We start from the raw sequence: 23,043 nt of genomic DNA, 5'->3' as shown, positions 1-23,043 counted from the left end.
TCAAACTCTCCGAGGCCTATAATTTTAAACCAAGCTTATCTATATGATTTCAATCAAAAAAGAGGTCAACAGAGCCCTGTTGACCTCCATTTTTCAAGCGCAAATCACAAAACACCTATTTCGACTCAGTACCTACCCCAGAAGTTCAGCCCGTCAGAAGTCCAGATTGGATACCGCCAGGGCGTTGCTTTCGATGAAGTCGCGACGAGGCTCGACCGCATCCCCCATCAGGGTGTTGAAGATCTGGTCGGCGCCGATGGCATCTTCAATCGTGACCTTGAGCATACGGCGCACGCTTGGGTCCATGGTGGTTTCCCACAGCTGATCCGGGTTCATCTCGCCCAGACCTTTGTATCGCTGGATGGTGTGGCGCTTGGTGCTTTCGGTCATCAGCCAGTCCAGGGCTTCCTTGAACTCGGTCACCGCCTTCTTGCGTTCGCCACGCTGAATATAAGCGCCTTCGTCCAGCAGGGAGCTCAGTTGAGCGCCGAGGGTAACGACGGTCTTGTAGTCATTGCTACCGAAGAAGTCGCGGTTGAAGGTGACGTAGTTCGACAGGCCGTGGGAGATCAGTTCGACCTCTGGCAGCCAGACATTACGTTCACGGTCTTCACGCAGGCTGGCCTTGTAGACCAGGCCGGACTTCTCGACGGTGCGCAGGCGGACTTCATATTGGGCCAGCCAATCCTGCATGGCCGCGTGATCGGAGAGTTGCTCCAGGCTCACGGCCGGCAGGTAGATGAAGTGCTCGGTCAGTTCCTGAGGGTACAGGCGCGACAGACGCTTGAGGGTTTTCATGACCATGCGGAAGTCGTTCACCAGGCGCTCCAGCGCCTCGCCGGAAATACCCGGTGCTTCTTCGTTCAGGTGCAGGCTCGCATCTTCCAGGGCCGACTGCGTCATGTACTCTTCCATGGCGTCGTCGTCTTTGATGTATTGCTCTTGCTTGCCTTTCTTGACCTTGTACAGCGGCGGTTGAGCGATGTAGATGTAGCCACGCTCGATCAGCTCCGGCAGCTGACGGAAGAAGAAGGTCAGCAGCAGGGTACGGATGTGCGAACCGTCGACGTCAGCGTCGGTCATGATGATGATGTTGTGATAACGCAGCTTGTCGATGTTGTACTCTTCGCGGCCGATGCCGCAACCGAGTGCAGTGATCAAGGTGCCGACCTCTTGCGAGGAAATCATCTTGTCGAAGCGCGCTTTCTCGACGTTAAGGATCTTGCCCTTGAGCGGCAGAATCGCCTGGGTCTTACGGTTGCGTCCCTGCTTGGCGGAGCCGCCAGCAGAGTCACCTTCCACCAGGTAGAGTTCGGAAAGGGCAGGGTCTTTTTCCTGGCAGTCCGCCAGTTTGCCCGGCAGGCCGGCGATATCCAGCGCGCCTTTACGGCGGGTCATCTCACGAGCCTTACGCGCCGCTTCACGGGCACGGGCGGCGTCGAGCATCTTGCCGACCACCAGCTTGGCTTCGTTCGGGTTTTCCAGCAGGAAGTCAGAGAAGTACTTGCCCATTTCCTGTTCAACCGCGGTCTTCACTTCGGAAGACACCAGCTTGTCTTTGGTCTGGGAGCTGAACTTCGGATCCGGCACCTTGACCGAAATGATCGCGGTCAGGCCTTCGCGGGCATCGTCACCGGTGGTGGCGACCTTGTGCTTCTTCGCCAGACCTTCCTGTTCGATGTAGTTGTTCAGGTTACGCGTCAGTGCCGAACGGAAGCCCACCAAGTGGGTGCCGCCATCGCGCTGCGGAATGTTGTTGGTGAAGCACTGCAGGTTTTCGTTGAAGCTGTCGTTCCACTGCAGGGCGATTTCCACGCCGATGCCATCTTCACGCTGCACATTGAAGTGGAACACCTGGTTGACCGCGGTCTTGTTGGTGTTCAGGTATTCAACGAACGCACGCAGGCCGCCTTCGTACTTGAACAGTTCTTCCTTGCCGCTGCGTTCGTCCTTCAGAACGATACCGACACCGGAGTTGAGGAAGGACAGTTCACGAATCCGCTTGGCCAGGATGTCCCAGCTGAAATGGATGTTCTTGAAGGTCTCGCTGGAAGCCTTGAAGTGAATCTGGGTACCGGTGGTTTCGCTGTCACCGACGATCGCCATAGGCGCCTGAGGCACACCGTGAACGTAGGTCTGTTCCCAGATCTTGCCGCTGCGGCGAACGGTCAGGACCAGTTCTTCGGACAGGGCGTTCACTACCGACACACCCACACCGTGCAGACCGCCGGATACTTTGTAGGAGTTATCGTCGAACTTACCGCCGGCGTGCAGTACGGTCATGATGACCTCGGCCGCGGAAACGCCTTCTTCTTTATGCACGTCTACCGGGATGCCGCGACCGTTGTCACGCACGGTAATGGATTCGTCCGGGTGGATGATGATGCTGATGTCGTCGCAATGGCCGGCCAGAGCTTCGTCGATCGAGTTATCGACCACCTCGAACACCATATGGTGCAGACCGCTGCCATCGTCGGTGTCACCAATGTACATACCGGGACGTTTGCGTACGGCATCCAAACCTTTCAGCACTTTAATGCTGCTCGAGTCGTACGTGTTTTCTTCGCTCATGCCTTCACTCCCGATGGTCGTGGGTCTGGGTGATACGGCCCTGTTCCACGTGGAACAGGGCAACTGGCGTTTCCGTCTGCCAGCCTTCCCTCAATAATTCGTGGTCTACACAGGTGATGAACACCTGGCAGCGTAAGTCTTCCAACAAGCGACAAAGTGCGCGGCGATGCTGCTCGTCCAGCTCGGACGGCAAGTCATCCACCAGATAAATACACTGACCGCGCCGGGCCTGGCTGACCAGGTGCCCCTGGGCGATCCGCAAGGCACAGACCACCAACTTCTGCTGACCGCGGGACAAGATGTCCGCAGCGTTGTGTGCGCCCAATCTGAGACGCAAATCAGCACGTTGGGGGCCGGCCTGGGTATGACCCATTTGCTGATCACGATGGAGGGATGTCGCGAGCACTGCACTGAGCTCTCGCTCTTTATCCCAACCACGGTAATAGCTAAGCGTTAAGCCCTCGAGCTCTACCAGCTCGCTCAAGGTCCGCTCAAAGACTGGTTTCAAGGCTTTGATATAAGCGCGGCGGTATTCATCAATTTCAGCGCTGGCCTGACACAGTTCCCTATCCCAGGCTGCTTGCGAAGCGGCGTCAAGTGTACCATGCCGCAGCCATGAGTTCCGCTGCCGCAGGGCCTTCTGCAAGCGCTGCCAGGTTGACATGAAGCGGGGTTCCACGTGGAACACGCCCCAATCGAGGAACTGGCGCCTGATTTTGGGTGCGCCTTCCAGCAAGCGGAAACTGTCCGGGTTGATCAACTGCAGGGGCAGGATCTCCGCCAGCTGCGCGGCACTGCGGGCGTTCTGCCCGTCGATGCGGATCTGGAATTCACCCTGGCGATCGCGAGATATGCCCAGGCTGCTGTGTCCTCCTTCCGCCAGCTCGACCTGGCCGAACACCGTACACGCGAGTTGTTCGTACTGGATCACCGGCAATAAACGGGCACTGCGAAACGAGCGAGCAAGCCCCAGCAAGTGGATGGCTTCCAGCACGCTGGTTTTGCCACTGCCGTTGGCGCCGTAGAGGAGGTTGATGCGGGGGGAGGGGGAGAAGGTCACCGGGTGCAGATTGCGCACCGCGGTGACCGAGACGCGACTGAGGGACATCTAGCTTCTGCTGAGCATGATTACAGGCGCATCGGCATGACAACGTAGGCCGAGTCGTCGTTGTCGGATTCCTGCACCAGCGCACTGCTGTTGGAATCGGACAGGATCAGGCGTACCTGTTCAGTGGTCATCACGCCCAGCACGTCGAGCAGGTAGCTCACGTTGAAGCCGATCTCCAGCGAACCGCCGTTGTATTCCACGCCTACTTCTTCTTCCGCCTCTTCCTGCTCCGGGTTGTTCGCCTGGATTTTCAACTGACCGTTGGCCAGTTGCAGACGGATACCACGGTACTTCTCGTTGGACAGGATCGCGGTACGGCTGAAGGCCTCGCGCAGCGCCTGACGGTCGCCCAGTACCAGCTTGTCACCGCCCTTCGGCAGCACACGCTCGTAGTCCGGGAACTTGCCGTCGACCAGCTTGGAAGTGAAGGTGAACTCGCCGGTGGTAGCGCGGATGTGGTGCTGGCCCAGCACGATGCTGACGTTGCCATCCGGCTCGGTGAGCAGACGGGCCAGTTCCAGGATGCCTTTGCGCGGCACGATCACCTGGTGACGATCCGGCTGACCGATATCGGCCTGCATCGAGCACATGGCCAGGCGGTGACCGTCGGTGGCCACGGCACGGATGATGCCGGCGGAGACTTCCAGCAGCATGCCGTTGAGGTAGTAGCGCACGTCCTGCTGGGCCATGGCGAAGCTGGTGCGTTCGATCAGGCGACGCAGCTTGCTCTGCTCCAGCTGGCAGGTCAGCGAGCCCGGGCCTTCTTCCACAGTCGGGAAGTCGTTGGCCGGCAAGGTGGACAGGGTAAAGCGGCTACGGCCAGCCTTGACCACCAGCTTCTGCTCGTCGACCTTGATGTCGATCAGGGCGTCGTTCGGCAGGCTCTTGCAGATGTCCATCAGCTTACGCGCCGGGACAGTGATTTCGCCTGGCTCCGCCGGCTCTTCCAACTGCACGCGACCGACCAGCTCGACTTCCAGGTCGGTACCGGTCAGCGACAGTTGCTGGCCTTCGACAACCAACAGCACGTTGGAAAGTACCGGCAAGGTCTGACGACGTTCGACGACGCCGGCGACCAGTTGCAGGGGTTTCAACAGGGCTTCGCGTTGAATGGTGAAATGCATGGTCTAGTCCCTTGCCTTAATAAGCTGCGCTGGAGTCATCAAGTGGTCAGAGTACGCAGCAGGTTCTTGTAGTCCTCGCGGATGTCCGCGTCGGATTCCTTAAGTTCATTGATCTTGCGGCATGCGTGCAAGACCGTGGTGTGGTCGCGGCCGCCGAACACATCGCCGATTTCCGGCAGGCTGTGGTTGGTCAGTTCCTTGGACAAGGCCATGGCCACCTGGCGTGGACGCGCGACAGAACGCGAGCGCCGCTTGGACAGCAGATCGGAGATCTTGATCTTGTAGTACTCGGCGACAGTGCGCTGAATGTTATCCACAGAGACCAGCTTGTCCTGCAGGGCCAGCAGGTCCTTCAGCGATTCGCGAATCAGCTCGATGGTAATGTCGCGCCCCATGAAGTGCGAGTGAGCGATGACACGCTTGAGCGCCCCTTCCAGCTCACGCACGTTGGAACGAATTCGCTGGGCAATGAAGAACGCCGCATCGTGAGGCAGTTCGACTTTGGCCTGGTCGGCTTTCTTCATCAGGATCGCGACGCGGGTTTCCAGTTCCGGTGGCTCTACCGCCACGGTCAGGCCCCAGCCGAAGCGCGATTTCAGGCGTTCTTCCAGGCCTTCGATCTCCTTCGGATAGCGGTCACTGGTGAGAATCACCTGTTGGCCGCCTTCGAGCAGGGCGTTGAAGGTATGGAAAAACTCTTCCTGGGAACGCTCCTTGCGAGCGAAGAACTGAATATCGTCGATCAGCAATGCATCCACCGAACGGTAGAAGCGCTTGAATTCGTTGATCGCGTTGAGTTGCAGCGCCTTGACCATGTCAGCCACGAAGCGCTCGGAATGCAGGTACACGACCTTGGCATTCGGGTTCTTCTTTAATAGATGGTTACCCACAGCGTGCATCAAGTGGGTCTTACCCAAACCTACGCCGCCATAAAGGAAGAGCGGGTTGTAACCATGCTTGGGGTTGTCGGCTACCTGCCAGGCCGCGGCACGGGCCAGCTGGTTGGACTTACCTTCCACAAAGTTTTCGAAGGTGAAGGTGCGGTTCAGGTAACTGGTGTGCTTGAGCGCACCTTCCACCTGAACGGTGCGCTGTTCGGCGCGCACTGGAGCCTGCTGCGAGCTGGCCCCCGCCATCGGGTCGAAGCTGTCACGAGAGGGTTCTTCGCTGACTTCGGCGACTTTCTGGGTTACCGCCTTGGTCGGGGCGGCCGGAGCCGGCGCAGCGACCGGGGCGGCAGCTGCTGCCTGCTGAACCTGAGAGGCAACCGCAGCGGCCAGCGGAGCATTGGGTGCCGCACGAGGAGCGGAACTGCGTTTGCTGCCTATTAATAAGGAAAGCGCCGGCGCCATGCCATTGCCATGCTCATCCAGCAGCTCGAGCACGCGGCCCAGGTACTTTTCGTTGACCCAATCGAGAACAAAACGATTCGGTGCGTATACACGCAACTCGTCGCCTTCGGCTTCGACCTGTAGCGGACGGATCCAAGTGTTGAATTGCTGGGCAGGCAGCTCATCACGCAGAAGCTCCACGCACTGCTGCCAAAGTTCCACTGACACGGATATCCCCTAAGTTGAAAGCCGGTGAGGCAAAAACAAGCCGCCATTGTAACGACCAGACGCACACTTATCCACATGTAGGTTGATCGCAGGCCACTATGAATCAACGCTTTATCCCGAAAAAACACGACCAATGGTATGTGCATAAGCTCTGTGGATAACCACACCTAAGGGCATTGCACAACTGGGGGCGAAAATCGGTGGATAACCCGCTTGTGGATAACTCGCCTTTCCACACACAGCTTTTCCGATAGCGCAGCACAGGCAAAGCACCGTTTCTCGACAGTGTTGTCATTCTCTGTACAGCACGTCCTATAAGGGCTCAATGTAGTTATCCACAGACAGGGACGTCCCTAGCCTTTATAAGCTTTACAGAAAAGCTTTAAATAATTCCCTTCTTTATTTTTATATCTGGCTGACCCGGTTCTTCAGCCTCAGAGGCGGACATACCCAGATAAAGGAAAAGCTGGTTGGAAATTGACCTAGAGGCTTGCTTTCTCTAGAATCGCCGATCTCTTAAAACGGGGGCCATTCCGGCCCGTTGTGGACGAACCAGGTAACACGACAATGAAACGTACTTTCCAACCAAGCACTATCAAACGCGCTCGTACCCACGGTTTCCGTGCTCGCATGGCTACCAAGAACGGTCGTGCCGTCCTGTCGCGTCGTCGCGCCAAAGGTCGTGCGCGTCTGGCAGTTTGATACTCCGGCACTGGAGGTGAGTCAGGACTTCAGTCGGGAAAAGCGTCTGCTTACCCCCCGGCATTTCAAGGCAGTCTTTGACTCCCCTACCGGCAAGGTTCCGGGGAAAAATCTCCTGCTCCTTGCGCGCAACAACGATCTGGATCATCCCCGTCTGGGGCTGGTTATCGGAAAAAAGAGCGTCAAGCTCTCCGTTGAGCGCAATCGCCTCAAACGTCTGATGCGCGAATCGTTTCGCCTGAACCAGGATGCTCTGGTCGGCTGGGACATCGTTATCGTCGCGCGCAAAGGTTTGGGCGATGTAGAAAACCCCGAATTGATTCAGCATTTCGACAAGCTCTGGAAGCGTCTGGCCCGTAACAAGCCGGCACCAGCAGTCAAAACCGAAACTGTAGGGGTAGACAGTACCAATGCGTAAACTGGCACTCGTTCCGATCCAGTTTTACCGCTATGCCATTAGTCCTTTGATGGCCAGTCACTGTCGTTTCTACCCCAGCTGTTCCTGCTACGCGTATGAAGCCATCGAAAATCATGGCCTTCTGCGCGGTGGCTGGCTGACCTTTCGTCGTTTAGGTCGCTGTCATCCGTGGAATCCCGGTGGTTATGACCCGGTTCCACCTATCCCTACCTCCCGTTCTTCTTCGATGGCCGAGTAATCATGGATATTAAACGCACGATCCTGATCGTCGCCCTGGCAATCGTGTCCTACGTCATGGTTCTTAAGTGGAACCAGGATTATGGCCAGGCTGCCCTGCCGACTCAGAATGTTGCTGCCAACACCGCCACCCCGGCTCTACCGGATACGCCTGTTGGTAACAATGTTTCCGCCAGTGCCGATGTACCCAGCGCGAATACCGATACCAGCACCCCTACCGAAACTCCGGTAGCGGCAAGCAAAGACCTCATCCAGGTAAAAACGGATGTGCTCGATCTGGCTATCGATCCTCAAGGTGGTGATATCGCCCAGCTGAAGCTGCCGCTGTATCCACGTCGCCAGGACCATCCGGAAATTCCGTTCCAACTGTTCGATAACGGTGGCGAACGTACTTATCTGGCGCAAAGCGGCCTGACCGGTGTCAACGGTCCGGATGCTCGTCCTGCAGGACGCCCGGTTTATTCGGCCGAGAAAAAGACTTATCAACTGGCTGACGGCCAGAACCAGCTGAATGTCGACCTGAAATTCAGCGACGCCGGCGTCAACTACATCAAGCGTTTCACCTTTACCCGCGGTCTGTACGATCTGAAAGTCACCTATCTGATCGACAACACCAGCGACAAGGCCTGGACTGGCAACCTGTTTGCCCAGCTCAAACGCGATGCCAGCTCCGATCCTTCTTCCAGCACCGCTACCGGCACCGCGACTTACCTGGGCGCTGCCCTGTGGACAAGTTCCGAGCCGTACAAAAAAGTGTCGATGAAAGATATCGACAAGGGCTCGCTGAAAGAAACCGTGCAAGGTGGCTGGGTTGCCTGGCTGCAACACTACTTCGTGACCGCCTGGATCCCGGCGAAGAACGAAAGCAACGTGGTGCAGACCCGCAAGGACAACCAAGGCAACTACATCATCGGTTTCACTGGCCCGGCGCTGACCGTTGCACCTGGTGCCAAGGCTGAAACCACCGCCACTCTGTACGCCGGTCCGAAGAGCCAGGCCGTTCTGAAAGAGTTGTCCCCAGGCCTGGAACTGACCGTTGACTACGGCATTCTGTGGTTCATTGCCCAGCCGATCTTCTGGCTGCTGCAACATATCCACAGCATTGTGGGTAACTGGGGCTGGTCGATCATCTTCCTGACCATGCTGATCAAGGGGATCTTCTTCCCGCTGTCGGCGGCCAGCTACAAATCCATGGCGCGCATGCGTGCGGTGGCCCCGAAACTGGCGGCTCTGAAAGAGCAACATGGCGACGACCGGCAGAAAATGTCGCAAGCCATGATGGAGCTGTACAAGAAAGAGAAGATCAATCCGCTGGGTGGTTGCTTGCCAATCCTCGTGCAGATGCCGGTGTTCCTGTCCTTGTACTGGGTACTCCTGGAAAGCGTGGAAATGCGCCAGGCGCCATTCATGCTGTGGATTACCGACCTGTCGATCAAGGATCCGTTCTTCATCCTGCCGATCATCATGGGCGCCACCATGTTCATCCAGCAGCAGCTGAACCCGACTCCTCCGGATCCGATGCAGGCCAAGGTGATGAAAATGATGCCAATCATCTTCACCTTCTTCTTCCTGTGGTTCCCGGCCGGTCTGGTGCTGTACTGGGTTGTGAACAACTGCCTGTCGATCGCACAACAGTGGTACATCACACGTAAGATCGAAGCCGCTACCAAGAAAGCAGCGGCCTGACCTACTCTGTGGATAACCACTCAAAACGCCCCCTAGTGGGGCGTTTTGCTATCTGTCACTTTTGTCTGCCTCTTTATGTCTGGAGCGGGTTATGAATGTCCCTCGTGAAACCATCGCAGCCGTCGCCACCGCCCAGGGGCGTGGTGGTGTGGGCATCGTGCGTATTTCCGGACCACTGGCCAGCGTCGCCGCCAAGGCCATCAGCGGCCGCGAGCTGAAACCGCGTTACGCTCATTACGGGCCGTTTTTCAGCGATCGGGACGAGGTCCTGGACGAGGGGATCGCCCTATATTTCCCGGGGCCGAACTCCTTTACCGGCGAAGACGTACTGGAACTTCAGGGCCACGGCGGTCCGATCGTCCTGGATATGTTGCTGCAGCGCTGCCTGCAGTTGGGATGTCGCCTGGCCCGGCCGGGGGAATTCAGCGAGCGCGCCTTCCTCAACGACAAGCTCGACCTGGCCCAGGCCGAAGCCATCGCCGACCTGATCGAGGCCAGTTCCGCACAGGCCGCGCGTAATGCCTTGCGCTCTTTGCAGGGAGCGTTCTCCAAGCGTGTGCATAACCTGACCGAGCAATTGATCGCGCTGCGCATCTACGTCGAGGCGGCCATCGATTTTCCCGAGGAAGAAATCGACTTCCTGGCCGATGGCCATGTGCTGCAGATGCTCGACACCGTGCGCGACGAGTTATCCACCGTGGTCCGCGAAGCCGGGCAGGGCGCCTTGCTGCGTGACGGTATGACCGTGGTTATCGCTGGTCGGCCGAATGCCGGCAAGTCCAGCCTGCTCAATGCCCTGGCCGGACGCGAAGCGGCCATCGTCACCGAGATCGCCGGCACTACCCGGGACGTGCTGCGCGAACATATCCACATCGACGGCATGCCGCTGCACGTTGTGGATACCGCGGGACTGCGCGATACCGAAGACCAGGTGGAAAAGATCGGTGTGGAACGTGCCCTCAAGGCCATTGGCGAGGCCGACCGCGTACTGCTGGTAGTCGATGCCACGGCGCCGGAAGCGCTGGACCCCTTTGCCCTGTGGCCGGAGTTCCTGGAACAGCGGCCGGATCCGGCGAAAGTTACGCTGATCCGTAACAAGGCCGACCTGACCAGCGAAGCGATTGCCCTGGAAGTCAGCGACGATGGCCACGTGACTATCAGCCTCAGTGCCAAGGCAGGAGGCGAGGGCCTGGAGTTGCTGCGTGAGCACCTCAAGGCTTGCATGGGTTACGAGCAGACGTCCGAAAGCAGCTTCAGTGCACGCAGGCGTCACCTGGAAGCCCTGCACCACGCCAGTAAGGCACTTGAACACGGGCGTTCGCAATTGACCCTGGCCGGCGCCGGCGAGCTGCTGGCTGAAGACTTGCGTCAAGCCCAGCAATCCCTGGGAGAAATTACCGGCGCTTTCAGCTCGGACGACCTGCTGGGCCGGATTTTTTCCAGCTTCTGTATCGGTAAATAACCCCATCTTCCTGTAGGAGCAGCCGTTCAGCGGCTTGGTTGCTCGTGATGCTCAGTGGCGATGTTCTGCCCGACATCACGGGCGAACCCGCTCCTGCAATCCTTTGTACTTCCCACCATTTCCGAGTTTGCCGGGCGCCATCGAGCGCTTCGGTGGATTTCTCGTGGGCGGCCTTTGGTCGGCTGAGCCTTTTTTCTGTGGATTAAGCCCTGTGAATAACTGCCCTTAGGCTCAGTTGATAACAGAGCGTCAAAACTGAGGAAAATCCGCTCTGTGGATAAGCATCACTTTAATCCACAGGCTTACACCGGTTATCCAAGGGCCTCGTTGCCACCTAACCACAGACTTTTGAATCGCTGTACACATTGAAAACAAAGGTCTGTATGAATCTATCCACAGATAGGTCGGTGCCTAAGAATAAACATAAAAACAAAGATTTAATAAATTTCTTTCTTTTTAATTTCTATTGTCCGTGAGTCATCCACAGCTGGTTAAATTTTGTGCAAAGGGTTCTTTAGGAAGGGCGAAGACCCTATACTTGTCCGTTATCCCAAGAACCCATCCTTTTTTACCCATATAAGCAGGCACGAGGTGCGTGGTGGATTTCCCTTCCCGTTTTGAAGTGATCGTCATCGGCGGCGGTCATGCCGGTACCGAGGCAGCACTTGCATCAGCACGCATGGGGGCAAAAACCCTGTTGCTGACGCACAACGTGGAAACCCTCGGAGCGATGAGCTGCAATCCCGCGATTGGCGGGATCGGTAAAAGTCATCTGGTCAAAGAAATCGATGCCCTCGGCGGCGCGATGGCCATGGCTACCGATAAAGGTGGTATTCAGTTTCGGGTGTTGAACAGCCGCAAAGGCCCAGCCGTGCGGGCTACCCGTGCCCAGGCCGACCGCATCCTGTACAAGGCCGCTGTCCGCGAAATCCTGGAAAACCAGCCGAACCTGTGGATATTTCAACAGGCGGCGGATGACCTGATCGTCGAACAGGACCAGGTTCGCGGCGTAGTGACCCAAATGGGTCTGCGTTTCTTCGCCGAATCCGTGGTGTTGACCACCGGTACCTTCCTCGGTGGACTTATCCACATCGGGATGCAGAACTATTCCGGCGGTCGCGCCGGCGATCCACCTTCGATCGCCCTGGCCCATCGGCTGCGTGAATTGCCGCTACGTGTCGGCCGCCTGAAAACCGGCACGCCGCCGCGTATCGATGGTCGTTCCGTGGATTTCTCGGTGATGACCGAACAACCGGGCGATACGCCGATTCCGGTGATGTCGTTCCTGGGCTCGAAAGAGCAGCATCCGCGGCAGGTCAGCTGCTGGATCACCCATACCAATGCCCGTACCCACGAGATCATTGCTTCCAACCTTGATCGTTCGCCGATGTATTCCGGGGTGATCGAGGGAATCGGCCCGCGCTACTGCCCGTCGATCGAAGACAAGATCCATCGCTTTGCCGACAAGGAAAGCCATCAGGTCTTCATCGAACCGGAAGGCCTGACCACTCACGAGCTGTACCCGAACGGGATATCCACATCCTTGCCGTTCGATGTGCAGTTGCAGATTGTGCAATCGATCCGCGGCATGGAAAACGCCCACATCGTGCGTCCTGGCTACGCCATCGAGTACGACTACTTCGACCCGCGCGACCTGAAGTACAGCCTGGAAACCAAAGTGATCGGCGGCCTGTTCTTTGCCGGCCAGATCAACGGCACCACCGGCTACGAAGAAGCCGGCGCCCAGGGTTTGCTCGCCGGCGCCAACGCCGCATTGCGCGCGCAGGGCAAAGACAGCTGGTGTCCGCGTCGCGACGAGGCCTACATCGGTGTGCTGGTCGACGACCTGATTACCCTGGGAACCCAGGAACCGTATCGAATGTTCACATCCCGTGCCGAATACCGCCTGATCCTGCGCGAAGACAACGCCGATCTGCGCCTGACCGAAAAAGGTCGGGAACTGGGTCTGGTCGACGATGTCCGTTGGGCTGCGTTCTGCAAGAAGCGCGAAGGCATTGCCCAGGAAGAACAGCGTTTGAAAAGCACCTGGGTTCGCCCGGGCACCGAACAGGGCGATGCGATCGCTGAAAAGTTCGGCACGCCGCTGACCCATGAGTACAACTTGCTGAATCTGCTGAGCCGTCCGGAAATCGACTACGCTGGTCTGGTCGCAGTGACCGGGCAGGGCGCAGAAGATCCACAGGTTGCCGAACAGGTCGAGATCAAGACCAAGTACGCTGGCTACATCGATCGCCAGCAGGACGAAATCGCTCGTCTGCGGGCCAGCGAGGACACCAAGCTGCCTGTGGATATCGACTACAGCACCATTTCCGGCCTCTCGAAAGAGATCCAGAGCAAGCTCGGCGCTACGCGCCCTGAAACCCTGGGCCAGGCTTCGCGGATCCCGGGCGTTACACCGGCGGCGATTTCCCTGTTGATGATTCACTTGAAAAAACGCGGCGCGGGCCGTCAGTTGGAGCAAAGCGCTTGAGTTCGCAGGTCACCTCGCAACATGCAGAAGAGTTATCCACAGGTGCTCGCCAACTCTGTGTCAACCTGACAGAAGCCCAGCACGAATTGCTGCTGGGTTATCTGGCCCTGTTGATCAAATGGAACAAGGCTTACAACCTGACCGCCGTGCGCGATCCGGATGAAATGGTTTCGCGTCATCTGCTCGATAGCCTGAGTGTGATGTCGTTCATCGAAAACGGTCGCTGGCTGGATGTGGGCAGCGGCGGCGGGATGCCGGGCATTCCATTGGCTATCCTGTTTCCGGACTCGCAAGTGACCTGTCTGGACAGCAATGGCAAGAAAACCCGCTTCCTGACCCAGGTCAAACTGGAACTGAAGCTGGATAACCTGAATGTTATCCACAGTCGTGTCGAAGCTTTCCAACCGCAGCAGCCATTCAACGGGATCATTTCCCGGGCGTTCAGCAGCATGGAGAACTTCACCAACTGGACTCGCCACCTCGGCGACCGCGATACACGTTGGCTGGCAATGAAGGGCGTTCATCCCGCCGATGAGCTGGTAGCATTGCCGGCGGACTTCCACCTCGATAGCGAACACGCCCTGGCCGTACCCGGTTGCCAAGGCCAACGCCATCTGCTGATACTGCGCCGCACGGCATGATTGGGAACACAAGCAAGAATGGCTAAGGTATTCGCGATAGCGAACCAGAAAGGTGGTGTGGGCAAGACCACCACCTGCATCAACCTCGCAGCATCGCTGGTTGCTACCAAGCGCCGGGTGCTGTTGATCGATCTTGATCCACAGGGCAACGCCACCATGGGTAGCGGTGTGGATAAACACGGCCTGGAAAATTCGGTCTACGACCTGCTGATCGGCGAATGCGACCTGGCCCAGGCCATGCACTACTCCGAGCACGGCGGTTATCAACTGCTGCCGGCGAACCGCGACCTGACCGCCGCGGAAGTCGTTCTGCTGGAAATGCAGATGAAAGAAAGCCGCCTGCGCAGCGCCCTGGCGCCGATCCGGGAAAACTACGATTACATTCTGATCGACTGCCCACCGTCACTGTCGATGCTCACGCTCAACGCCTTGGTCGCCGCCGATGGGGTCATTATCCCCATGCAGTGCGAGTACTTTGCACTCGAAGGGCTGAGCGACCTTGTGGATAACATCAAGCGCATCTCCGAATTGCTCAATCCGAACCTCAAGGTCGAAGGCCTGCTGCGGACCATGTACGACCCGCGGCTAAGCTTGATGAACGATGTGTCCGCGCAGCTCAAGGAACACTTCGGCGATCAGCTGTACGACACGGTGATCCCGCGCAACATCCGTCTGGCGGAAGCCCCCAGTTATGGCATGCCGGCGTTGGCCTACGACAAACAGTCCCGCGGTGCCATCGCCTATCTGGCCCTCGCTGGCGAGATGGTTCGTCGGCAACGGAAAAATTCACGCGCAGCCGCTGCCCAGCCAACTTAAGGAATCCCCATGGCCGTCAAGAAACGAGGTCTCGGACGTGGACTGGATGCACTGTTGAGTGGTCCTACTGTCAGCGCACTGGAAGAACAAGCGGTTCAAGCCGACGTACGCGAGTTGCAACACTTGCCACTGGACCTGATCCAGCGCGGCAAGTATCAGCCGCGCCGGGACATGGACCCACAGGCCCTGGAAGAACTGGCGAGCTCGATCAAGAGCCAGGGCGTGATGCAGCCGATCGTGGTGCGTCCGATCGGTTCCGGCCGTTTTGAAATCATCGCCGGCGAACGCCGCTGGCGCGCCAGCCAGCAGGCGGGCCAGGAAACCATCCCGGCGATGGTTCGCGATGTGCCGGACGAAACCGCCATCGCCATGGCGCTGATCGAGAATATCCAGCGCGAAGATCTCAATCCCATCGAGGAAGCGGTTGCCCTGCAGCGCCTGCAGCAGGAATTCCAGCTGACTCAGCAGCAGGTTGCCGAGGCTGTGGGTAAGTCCCGCGTCACCGTAGCCAACTTGTTGCGGCTGATCGCTTTGCCTGAAGTGATCAAGACCATGCTGTCCCACGGCGACCTGGAAATGGGTCATGCCCGCGCCTTGCTGGGTTTGCCGGAAAATCAACAGGTTGAAGGGGCGCGACACGTTGTCGCACGCGGCCTCACCGTACGCCAGACCGAAGCCCTGGTTCGCCAGTGGCTCAGTGGCAAACAGCAGCCTGCCGAACCCGTCAAACCCGACCCGGATATCGCGCGCCTGGAGCAGCGCCTGGCCGAGCGCCTAGGCTCTGCGGTGCAGATTCGTCACGGAAAGAAAGGGAAAGGTCAGTTGGTCATCGGGTATAACTCCCTCGATGAGCTTCAAGGCGTCCTTGCACACATCCGCTGAAACATTTCCTCATGTAGCGTGCAGTCGGAAATCACTACCCGGCAGTTGAATAGGGGCTGAACCGCCCCTATACTCTGCGCGCATTTTGTCGGCACAAATTATGCCAAGTTATTGAATTCTGGCAGCCGACCCATGAGGAGCAAGAGTGATGGAAACCCGCACGCCAAACCGCTTGCCGTTCCATCGCTTGGCGGTTTTCCCGGTTTTATTGGCTCAATTGGTCGTTTTACTGCTGGCCGCCTTGGCGCTCTGGCAATGGCATGGAGTCGTAGCCGGATACTCAGGCCTTTGCGGGGGACTGATAGCCTTGCTACCCAATGTGTATTTCGCTCATAGGGCATTTCGGTTTTCCGGCGCCCGAGCAGCTCAAGCCATCGTCCGGTCTTTTTATGCTGGCGAGGCGGGCAAACTGATTTTGACGGCAGTGCTCTTTGCATTGACGTTCGCAGGTGTGAAGCCATTGGCGCCGCTAGCTGTATTCGGCGTCTTCGTGCTGACCCAACTGGTCAGCTGGTTCGCTCCCCTGCTTATGAGAACAAGACTTTCGAGACCTTAGGGCGTTTGAGGCAACCATGGCAGAAACAACCGCTTCGGGCTATATCCAGCACCACTTGCAGAACCTGACCTTCGGTCAGCTACCTAATGGCGGCTGGGGCTTTGCCCACACCGCAGCAGAAGCCAAAGAAATGGGCTTCTGGGCATTCCACGTCGATACCCTCGGCTGGTCTGTGGCGTTGGGTCTGATCTTCGTTCTTCTTTTCCGCATGGCGGCCAAGAAGGCAACTTCCGGTCAGCCAGGTGCTTTGCAGAACTTCGTTGAAGTATTGGTCCAGTTCGTCGATGGCAGCGTGAAAGACAGCTTCCATGGCCGTAGCCCAGTGATTGCACCGCTGGCACTGACCATCTTCGTCTGGGTGTTCCTGATGAACGCCATCGACCTGATCCCGGTCGACTGGATTCCTCAGCTGGCCATCCTGATCTCCGGCGATGCGCACATTCCGTTCCGCGCCGTGTCGACTACCGACCCGAACGCCACGCTGGCCATGGCTTTCTCGGTGTTCGCACTGATCATTTTCTACAGCATCAAGATCAAGGGCATCGGCGGCTTCATCGGCGAACTGACCCTGCACCCGTTCGGCAGCAAGAACATCTTCGTTCAGGCGCTGCTGATTCCGGTGAACTTCCTGCTTGAATTCGTGACGCTGATCGCCAAGCCAATCTCCCTGGCACTGCGTCTGTTCGGCAACATGTACGCTGGCGAACTGGTGTTCATCCTGATCGCCGTGATGTTCGGCAGCGGCCTGCTCTGGCTCAGCGGCCTGGGCGTGGTGCTGCAATGGGCGTGGGCTGTGTTCCACATCCTGATCATCACCCTGCAAGCGTTTATCTTCATGATGCTGACCATCGTCTACCTGTCGATGGCGCACGAAGAGAACCATTAAGACCGGTCTCGATCAGTCTGATGTCCCTCCCGGTCAAACGGGAGGGGGCCCGTCTAGGGCACGATGAAACGATTTGTTTTACCGCTTTAATCTAAAAAACCTAAACCATACGACGTAAAAGTCGGGAGGAAAGATGGAAACTGTAGTTGGTCTAACCGCTATCGCTGTTGCACTGTTGATCGGCCTGGGCGCACTGGGTACCGCAATTGGTTTCGGCCTGTTGGGTGGCAAGTTCCTGGAAGGCGCTGCGCGTCAGCCAGAGATGGTTCCAATGCTGCAAGTTAAAATGTTCATCGTTGCCGGCCTGCTCGACGCCGTAACCATGATCGGCGTTGGTATCGCTCTGTTCTTCACCTTCGCGAACCCCTTCGTTGGTCAACTCGCTGGCTAATCACTCGACTTTTCGAGTTGATTGGTGTGATGGACAACGAACGAGCGAGGTGTTGGCGTGAACATTAATGCAACCCTGATTGGCCAGTCCGTTGCGTTCTTCATTTTTGTACTGTTTTGCATGAAGTTCGTGTGGCCTCCGGTCATCGCGGCTTTGCACGAACGTCAGAAGAAGATCGCGGATGGACTGGACGCTGCCAGCCGAGCAGCTCGCGACCTGGAACTGGCCCAAGAGAAAGCGGGTCAGCAACTGCGCGAAGCAAAAGCTCAGGCAGCCGAAATCATTGAGCAAGCCAAGAAACGCGGTAACCAGATCGTCGAAGAGGCTGTTGAAAAAGCCCGTGTCGACGCTGACCGTGTGAAGGTTCAGGCTCAGGCCGAGATCGAGCAGGAACTGAACAGTGTCAAAGACGCGCTGCGTGCCCAACTGGGTGTGCTGGCCGTTGGCGGCGCCGAGAAGATCCTGGGCGCCACAATCGATCAAAACGCGCACGCGGAGCTGGTTAACAAACTGGCTGCTGAAATTTAAGCGAGGGCGATCATGGCAGAACTGACCACGTTGGCCCGACCTTACGCTAAGGCGGCCTTCGAGCACGCTCAGGCCCACCAGCAGCTGGCCTCTTGGTCAGCCATGCTCGGCCTGGCTGCAGCGGTGTCGCAAGACGACACCATGCGGCGCGTGCTCAAGGCCCCGCGACTGACGAGCGCAGACAAGGCCGCCACGTTTATCGACGTGTGCGGCGACAAGTTCGATGCCAAGGCACAGAATTTCATCCACGTCGTTGCCGAAAACGACCGTCTCCTGCTTCTGCCGGAGATCGCCGCTCTGTTCGACCTGTACAAGGCCGAGCAAGAGAAGTCGGTAGATGTGGAAGTCACCAGTGCTTTTGCGTTGAACCAAGAACAGCAAGACAAACTCGCCAAGGTTCTCAGTGCACGACTCGACCGGGAAGTGCGCCTGCAAGTTGCGGAGGACGCTGCCCTGATTGGTGGTGTCGTCATCCGCGCCGGCGACCTGGTTATCGATGGCTCGATTCGCGGCAAAATCGCGAAACTTGCCGAAGCATTGAAATCTTGAGTTTGAAGGGGCAGCAGAGCAATGCAGCAACTCAATCCTTCCGAAATAAGTGAAATTATCAAGGGCCGCATCGAAAAGCTCGATGTGACCTCTCAAGCCCGTAACGAAGGCACTGTCGTCAGCGTTTCTGACGGTATCGTGCGGATTCACGGTCTGGCCGACGTCATGTACGGCGAGATGATCGAGTTTCCGGGCGGTGTCTACGGTATGGCACTCAACCTCGAGCAAGACTCCGTAGGTGCCGTTGTACTGGGCGCATACACGACTCTGGCTGAAGGCATGAGCGCCAAGTGCACCGGCCGCATCCTCGAAGTTCCGGTTGGTAAGGAACTGCTGGGTCGCGTAGTCGACGCACTGGGTAACCCAGTTGACGGCAAAGGTCCGCTGAACAACACCGAGACCGACGCGGTCGAGAAAGTTGCTCCAGGCGTGATCTGGCGTAAGTCGGTAGACCAGCCTGTACAGACTGGCTACAAGGCTGTCGATGCCATGATCCCAGTCGGCCGTGGCCAGCGTGAGCTGATCATCGGTGACCGTCAGATCGGTAAGACCGCTCTGGCGATCGACGCGATCATCAACCAGAAAGACAGCGGCATCTTCTGCGTATACGTAGCAGTGGGTCAGAAGCAATCGACCATCGCCAACGTTGTTCGCAAGCTGGAAGAAAACGGCGCTCTGGCCAACACCATCATCGTGGCTGCCAGTGCTTCCGAATCCGCTGCCCTGCAATTCCTGGCACCGTACTCCGGTTGCACCATGGGCGAATACTTCCGCGACCGCGGTGAAGACGCGCTGATCGTTTATGACGATCTGTCCAAGCAAGCAGTGGCTTACCGCCAGATTTCCCTGCTGCTGCGCCGTCCACCAGGCCGTGAAGCTTACCCAGGCGACGTGTTCTATCTCCACTCCCGTCTGCTGGAGCGCGCATCCCGCGTTTCGGAAGAGTACGTAGAGAAGTTCACCAACGGCGCGGTAACTGGCAAGACCGGTTCCCTGACCGCACTGCCGATCATCGAAACCCAGGCTGGCGACGTTTCCGCGTTCGTTCCGACCAACGTGATTTCCATCACCGACGGTCAGATCTTCCTGGAATCGGCCATGTTCAACTCCGGCATCCGTCCGGCAGTGAACGCCGGTGTTTCGGTATCCCGTGTAGGTGGTGCCGCTCAGACCAAGATCATCAAGAAGCTGTCCGGTGGTATCCGTACCGCTCTGGCTCAGTACCGTGAACTGGCGGCATTCGCCCAGTTCGCTTCTGACCTGGACGAAGCGACCCGTAAGCAACTTGAACACGGTCAGCGCGTTACCGAGCTGATGAAGCAGAAGCAATACGCGCCTATGTCCATCGCTGACATGTCGCTGTCGCTGTATGCCGCTGAACGTGGGTTCCTGACTGACGTCGAAATCGCCAAGATCGGCAGCTTCGAACAAGCGCTGATTGCTTACTTCAACCGCGATCACGCCGATTTGATGGCGAAGATCAACGTGAAGGGTGACTTCAATGACGAAATCGACGCTGGCCTGAAAGCCGGTATCGAGAAGTTCAAGGCCACCCAAACCTGGTAAGCCGCAGCGGGGGCCGCGAGGCTCCCGCTTGCTAACCTGATAGGTGTTACATGGCAGGCGCAAAAGAGATTCGCAGTAAGATTGCGAGCATCAAAAGCACGCAAAAGATTACCAGCGCCATGGAAAAAGTGGCGGTCAGCAAAATGCGCAAGGCACAAATGCGCATGGCTGCTAGCCGTCCTTACGCGGAGCGCATCCGCCAGGTTATTGGTCATCTGGCCAACGCCAACCCGGAATATCGCCACCCGTTCATGATCGACCGTGCCATCAAGCGCGTCGGTTATATCGTGGTGAGCAGTGACCGTGGTCTGTGCGGTGGTTTGAATACCAACCTGTTCAAGGCTTTGGTCAAGGACATGGCGGTAAACCGCGAAAATGGCGTCGAGATCGATCTGTGCGTGGTTGGCAGCAAAGGTGCGGCTTTCTTCCGTAACTTCGGCGGTAACGTCGTCGCTGCAATCAGCCACCTGGGTGAAGAGCCGTCGATCAATGACCTGATCGGCAGCGTCAAGGTGATGCTGGATGCCTACCTGGACGGCCGGATTGACCGCCTGTCCGTGGTGTCCAACAAGTTCATCAACACCATGACGCAACAGCCTACGGTGGAGCAGTTGATTCCGCTGGTGGCAACCCCGGATCAAGAACTCAAGCACCACTGGGACTATCTCTACGAACCGGACGCCAAAGAGCTGCTTGACGGCTTGATGGTTCGCTACGTGGAGTCGCAGGTCTACCAGGCGGTGGTCGAGAACAACGCGGCTGAACAAGCTGCGCGGATGATCGCGATGAAGAACGCTACCGACAACGCCGGTGATTTGATCAGCGATTTGCAGCTGATCTACAACAAGGCGCGTCAGGCTGCGATCACCCAAGAGATCTCGGAAATCGTCGGCGGCGCTGCCGCGGTTTAACGGTTCAAATATTCAGAGGATCCAGCTATGAGTAGCGGACGTATCGTTCAAATCATCGGCGCCGTTATCGACGTGGAATTTCCACGCGACAGCGTACCGAGCATCTACGACGCCTTGAAGGTTCAAGGCGCCGAAACCACTCTGGAAGTTCAGCAGCAGCTGGGCGACGGCGTGGTACGTACCATTGCGATGGGCTCCACCGAGGGCTTGAAGCGCGGTCTGGACGTCAACAACACTGGCGCAGCCATCTCCGTACCGGTCGGTAAAGCGACCCTGGGCCGGATCATGGACGTACTGGGCAACCCGATCGACGAAGCTGGCCCGATCGGCGAAGAAGAGCGTTGGGGCATTCACCGTCCTGCGCCGACCTTCGCTGAACAAGCTGGCGGCAACGACCTGCTGGAAACCGGCATCAAGGTTATCGACCTGGTTTGCCCGTTCGCCAAGGGCGGTAAAGTCGGTCTGTTCGGTGGTGCCGGTGTGGGCAAAACCGTAAACATGATGGAACTGATCCGTAACATCGCCATCGAGCACAGCGGTTATTCCGTGTTCGCCGGTGTGGGTGAGCGTACTCGTGAGGGTAACGACTTCTACCACGAGATGAAGGATTCCAACGTTCTGGACAAAGTGGCACTGGTATACGGCCAGATGAACGAGCCGCCGGGAAACCGTCTGCGCGTAGCTCTGACCGGCCTGACCATGGCCGAGAAGTTCCGTGACGAAGGTAACGACGTTCTGCTGTTCGTCGACAACATCTATCGTTACACCCTGGCCGGTACCGAAGTATCCGCACTGCTGGGCCGTATGCCTTCGGCAGTAGGTTACCAGCCGACCCTGGCTGAAGAGATGGGCGTTCTGCAAGAACGTATCACTTCGACCAAGCAAGGCTCGATCACCTCGATCCAAGCGGTATACGTACCTGCGGACGACTTGACCGACCCGTCGCCAGCGACCACCTTCGCCCACTTGGACGCCACCGTCGTTCTGTCCCGTGACATCGCTTCCCTGGGTATCTACCCAGCGGTAGACCCACTGGACTCGACTTCCCGCCAGCTGGACCCGAACGTGATCGGCACCGAGCACTACGAAACCGCTCGTGGCGTTCAGTACGTGCTGCAGCGCTACAAAGAGCTGAAGGACATCATTGCGATCCTGGGTATGGACGAACTGTCCGAAGCCGACAAGCAACTGGTATCCCGCGCTCGTAAGATCCAGCGCTTCCTGTCGCAGCCGTTCTTCGTGGCTGAAGTCTTCACTGGTTCTCCAGGCAAATATGTTTCCCTGAAAGACACCATCGCTGGCTTCAAAGGCATCCTCAACGGTGACTACGACCATCTGCCAGAACAAGCGTTCTACATGGTTGGTGGCATCGAAGAAGCGATCGAGAAAGCCAAGAAACTGTAATCCCGGCGCCCGGCAACGGGCGCTAATTTAGGTTGAGGCAAGCAGATGGCTATGACAGTCCATTGCGATATCGTCAGCGCGGAAGGAGAAATCTTCTCCGGTCTGGTCGAGATGGTGATCGCACACGGTGAGCTGGGGGATCTTGGTATCGCCCTGGGTCACGCTCCGCTGATCACTAACCTGAAACCAGGTCCGATCCGCTTGATCAAACAGGGCGGGGAAACCGAGGTGTTCTACATCTCCGGTGGTTTCCTCGAGGTTCAGCCGAACATGGTCAAGGTTCTTGCCGACACCGTGCAGCGTGCTGCCGACCTGGACGAAGCCTCCGCTCAGGAAGCCGTCAAGGCTGCCGAGAAGGCCTTGCATGAAAAAGGCTCGGAGTTCGACTACGGTGCCGCTGCTGCACGTCTGGCCGAGGCCGCAGCCCAGCTGCGCACCGTCCAGCAGATCCGCAAGAAGTTCGGCGGCTAAGCCGCGGGATTTCCGCGTGATTGATTAAAAAGGGTAGCCTCGGCTACCCTTTTTTCTTTTTTGTAATTCACCTCTTGGTCGCAG

The 23,043-nt window shown here is 57.7% G+C and carries 22 protein-coding genes; 18 read left to right on the top strand and 4 right to left on the bottom strand.

Features of this window, described 5'->3' with window-relative positions:
• Nucleotides 1-153: 153 nt before the first annotated feature.
• From gyrB to dnaA, 4 genes are read right to left on the bottom strand one after another with little or no spacing between them, the layout of a single operon-like run.
• Complete coding sequence (gene gyrB / locus J4D28_RS08015; protein ID WP_007924471.1) at nt 154-2,571, bottom strand: DNA topoisomerase (ATP-hydrolyzing) subunit B; 2,418 nt, start codon at nt 2,569-2,571, stop codon at nt 154-156.
• A 4-nt stretch (nt 2,572-2,575) separates the two neighbouring features.
• Complete coding sequence (gene recF, locus J4D28_RS08010) at nt 2,576-3,679, bottom strand: DNA replication/repair protein RecF (RefSeq protein WP_007924472.1); 1,104 nt, start codon at nt 3,677-3,679, stop codon at nt 2,576-2,578.
• 20 nt (nt 3,680-3,699) lie between these two features.
• Nucleotides 3,700-4,803, bottom strand: a complete 1,104-nt coding sequence (gene dnaN, locus J4D28_RS08005; protein WP_009046209.1) for a DNA polymerase III subunit beta — start codon at nt 4,801-4,803, stop codon at nt 3,700-3,702.
• Between the two features lie 38 nt (nt 4,804-4,841).
• A complete protein-coding gene (dnaA, locus tag J4D28_RS08000) occupies nt 4,842-6,362 on the bottom strand; it encodes a chromosomal replication initiator protein DnaA (RefSeq protein ID WP_038635696.1) in 1,521 nt (506 codons plus the stop codon).
• A gap of 567 nt (nt 6,363-6,929) precedes the next feature.
• On the opposite strand from dnaA, the gene rpmH reads away from it, so the two are divergent.
• The 18 genes from rpmH (at nt 6,930) to J4D28_RS07910 (ending at nt 22,959) form a co-directional block, all read left to right on the top strand.
• Nucleotides 6,930-7,064, top strand: coding sequence for a 50S ribosomal protein L34 (gene rpmH, locus J4D28_RS07995; RefSeq protein WP_003213577.1), 135 nt, complete (start codon nt 6,930-6,932; stop codon nt 7,062-7,064).
• Between the two features lie 16 nt (nt 7,065-7,080).
• Nucleotides 7,081-7,482: a ribonuclease P protein component gene (gene rnpA / locus J4D28_RS07990; RefSeq protein WP_016703950.1), complete on the top strand. Its 402-nt coding sequence runs from the start codon at nt 7,081-7,083 to the stop codon at nt 7,480-7,482.
• Nucleotides 7,475-7,720: a membrane protein insertion efficiency factor YidD gene (gene yidD / locus J4D28_RS07985; protein ID WP_010465488.1), complete on the top strand. Its 246-nt coding sequence runs from the start codon at nt 7,475-7,477 to the stop codon at nt 7,718-7,720. Before rnpA ends, yidD begins: the two co-directional genes overlap by 8 nt.
• 2 nt (nt 7,721-7,722) lie before the next feature.
• Nucleotides 7,723-9,405 (top strand): membrane protein insertase YidC, encoded by a 1,683-nt coding sequence (yidC, locus tag J4D28_RS07980; protein ID WP_103330787.1) that lies wholly within the window; start codon nt 7,723-7,725, stop codon nt 9,403-9,405.
• Between the two features lie 91 nt (nt 9,406-9,496).
• Complete coding sequence (gene mnmE / locus J4D28_RS07975) at nt 9,497-10,867, top strand: tRNA uridine-5-carboxymethylaminomethyl(34) synthesis GTPase MnmE (RefSeq protein ID WP_009051703.1); 1,371 nt, start codon at nt 9,497-9,499, stop codon at nt 10,865-10,867.
• Between the two features lie 598 nt (nt 10,868-11,465).
• Nucleotides 11,466-13,358, top strand: a complete 1,893-nt coding sequence (gene mnmG / locus J4D28_RS07970) for a tRNA uridine-5-carboxymethylaminomethyl(34) synthesis enzyme MnmG (RefSeq protein ID WP_009051702.1) — start codon at nt 11,466-11,468, stop codon at nt 13,356-13,358.
• The gene (gene rsmG / locus J4D28_RS07965) at nt 13,355-13,999 is read left to right on the top strand and encodes a 16S rRNA (guanine(527)-N(7))-methyltransferase RsmG (protein WP_103330788.1); all 645 of its coding nucleotides are present in this window, start codon (nt 13,355-13,357) and stop codon (nt 13,997-13,999) included. The genes mnmG and rsmG overlap by 4 nt, the downstream gene beginning before the upstream one ends.
• Nucleotides 14,000-14,017: 18 nt before the next feature.
• Entirely contained in the window at nt 14,018-14,815 is a 798-nt protein-coding gene (locus tag J4D28_RS07960; protein ID WP_009051700.1) for a ParA family protein, read from the top strand.
• A 9-nt stretch (nt 14,816-14,824) separates the two neighbouring features.
• A complete protein-coding gene (locus J4D28_RS07955) occupies nt 14,825-15,697 on the top strand; it encodes a ParB/RepB/Spo0J family partition protein (protein WP_009051699.1) in 873 nt (290 codons plus the stop codon).
• Nucleotides 15,698-15,845: 148 nt separating this feature from the next.
• Nucleotides 15,846-16,253 carry a F0F1 ATP synthase subunit I gene (locus tag J4D28_RS07950; protein ID WP_016703952.1) on the top strand — a complete coding sequence of 136 codons (408 nt, stop codon included), beginning with the start codon at nt 15,846-15,848 and terminating at the stop codon, nt 16,251-16,253.
• 16 nt (nt 16,254-16,269) lie between these two features.
• Nucleotides 16,270-17,139, top strand: a complete 870-nt coding sequence (gene atpB / locus J4D28_RS07945; RefSeq protein ID WP_007924498.1) for a F0F1 ATP synthase subunit A — start codon at nt 16,270-16,272, stop codon at nt 17,137-17,139.
• Nucleotides 17,140-17,272: 133 nt separating this feature from the next.
• Nucleotides 17,273-17,530 (top strand): F0F1 ATP synthase subunit C, encoded by a 258-nt coding sequence (gene atpE, locus J4D28_RS07940; protein WP_002555987.1) that lies wholly within the window; start codon nt 17,273-17,275, stop codon nt 17,528-17,530.
• A gap of 57 nt (nt 17,531-17,587) precedes the next feature.
• Entirely contained in the window at nt 17,588-18,058 is a 471-nt protein-coding gene (locus tag J4D28_RS07935; RefSeq protein ID WP_007924504.1) for a F0F1 ATP synthase subunit B, read from the top strand.
• A gap of 12 nt (nt 18,059-18,070) precedes the next feature.
• Nucleotides 18,071-18,607, top strand: coding sequence for a F0F1 ATP synthase subunit delta (locus tag J4D28_RS07930; RefSeq protein WP_007924505.1), 537 nt, complete (start codon nt 18,071-18,073; stop codon nt 18,605-18,607).
• 21 nt (nt 18,608-18,628) lie between these two features.
• On the top strand, nt 18,629-20,173 hold the full coding sequence (atpA, locus tag J4D28_RS07925) for a F0F1 ATP synthase subunit alpha (RefSeq protein WP_009051698.1): 1,545 nt from the start codon (nt 18,629-18,631) through the stop codon (nt 20,171-20,173).
• 50 nt (nt 20,174-20,223) lie between these two features.
• Nucleotides 20,224-21,084, top strand: a complete 861-nt coding sequence (gene atpG, locus J4D28_RS07920) for a F0F1 ATP synthase subunit gamma (RefSeq protein ID WP_007924507.1) — start codon at nt 20,224-20,226, stop codon at nt 21,082-21,084.
• 27 nt (nt 21,085-21,111) lie between these two features.
• Nucleotides 21,112-22,488, top strand: coding sequence for a F0F1 ATP synthase subunit beta (gene atpD / locus J4D28_RS07915; protein WP_009051697.1), 1,377 nt, complete (start codon nt 21,112-21,114; stop codon nt 22,486-22,488).
• Between the two features lie 45 nt (nt 22,489-22,533).
• Nucleotides 22,534-22,959: a F0F1 ATP synthase subunit epsilon gene (locus J4D28_RS07910; RefSeq protein ID WP_009051696.1), complete on the top strand. Its 426-nt coding sequence runs from the start codon at nt 22,534-22,536 to the stop codon at nt 22,957-22,959.
• Nucleotides 22,960-23,043: the final 84 nt, after the last annotated feature.

The sequence above is a fragment of the Pseudomonas sp. GW531-T4 genome, from assembly GCF_017349615.1.
GTDB classification, from domain to species: domain Bacteria; phylum Pseudomonadota; class Gammaproteobacteria; order Pseudomonadales; family Pseudomonadaceae; genus Aquipseudomonas; species Aquipseudomonas chlororaphis_I.
This window is presented reverse-complemented; position numbering and strand designations above follow the sequence as displayed.

Coding starts and splice junctions, on each gene's coding strand:
- gyrB (WP_007924471.1), bottom strand. CDS start 2,571: ATGAGCGAAGAAAACACGTACGACTCGAGCAGCATTAAAGTGCTGAAA.
- recF (WP_007924472.1), bottom strand. CDS start 3,679: ATGTCCCTCAGTCGCGTCTCGGTCACCGCGGTGCGCAATCTGCACCCG.
- dnaN (WP_009046209.1), bottom strand. CDS start 4,803: ATGCATTTCACCATTCAACGCGAAGCCCTGTTGAAACCCCTGCAACTG.
- rpmH (WP_003213577.1), top strand. CDS start 6,930: ATGAAACGTACTTTCCAACCAAGCACTATCAAACGCGCTCGTACCCAC.
- yidD (WP_010465488.1), top strand. CDS start 7,475: ATGCGTAAACTGGCACTCGTTCCGATCCAGTTTTACCGCTATGCCATT.
- yidC (WP_103330787.1), top strand. CDS start 7,723: ATGGATATTAAACGCACGATCCTGATCGTCGCCCTGGCAATCGTGTCC.
- mnmE (WP_009051703.1), top strand. CDS start 9,497: ATGAATGTCCCTCGTGAAACCATCGCAGCCGTCGCCACCGCCCAGGGG.
- J4D28_RS07960 (WP_009051700.1), top strand. CDS start 14,018: ATGGCTAAGGTATTCGCGATAGCGAACCAGAAAGGTGGTGTGGGCAAG.
- J4D28_RS07955 (WP_009051699.1), top strand. CDS start 14,825: ATGGCCGTCAAGAAACGAGGTCTCGGACGTGGACTGGATGCACTGTTG.
- J4D28_RS07950 (WP_016703952.1), top strand. CDS start 15,846: ATGGAAACCCGCACGCCAAACCGCTTGCCGTTCCATCGCTTGGCGGTT.
- atpB (WP_007924498.1), top strand. CDS start 16,270: ATGGCAGAAACAACCGCTTCGGGCTATATCCAGCACCACTTGCAGAAC.
- atpE (WP_002555987.1), top strand. CDS start 17,273: ATGGAAACTGTAGTTGGTCTAACCGCTATCGCTGTTGCACTGTTGATC.
- J4D28_RS07930 (WP_007924505.1), top strand. CDS start 18,071: ATGGCAGAACTGACCACGTTGGCCCGACCTTACGCTAAGGCGGCCTTC.
- atpA (WP_009051698.1), top strand. CDS start 18,629: ATGCAGCAACTCAATCCTTCCGAAATAAGTGAAATTATCAAGGGCCGC.
- atpG (WP_007924507.1), top strand. CDS start 20,224: ATGGCAGGCGCAAAAGAGATTCGCAGTAAGATTGCGAGCATCAAAAGC.
- atpD (WP_009051697.1), top strand. CDS start 21,112: ATGAGTAGCGGACGTATCGTTCAAATCATCGGCGCCGTTATCGACGTG.
- J4D28_RS07910 (WP_009051696.1), top strand. CDS start 22,534: ATGGCTATGACAGTCCATTGCGATATCGTCAGCGCGGAAGGAGAAATC.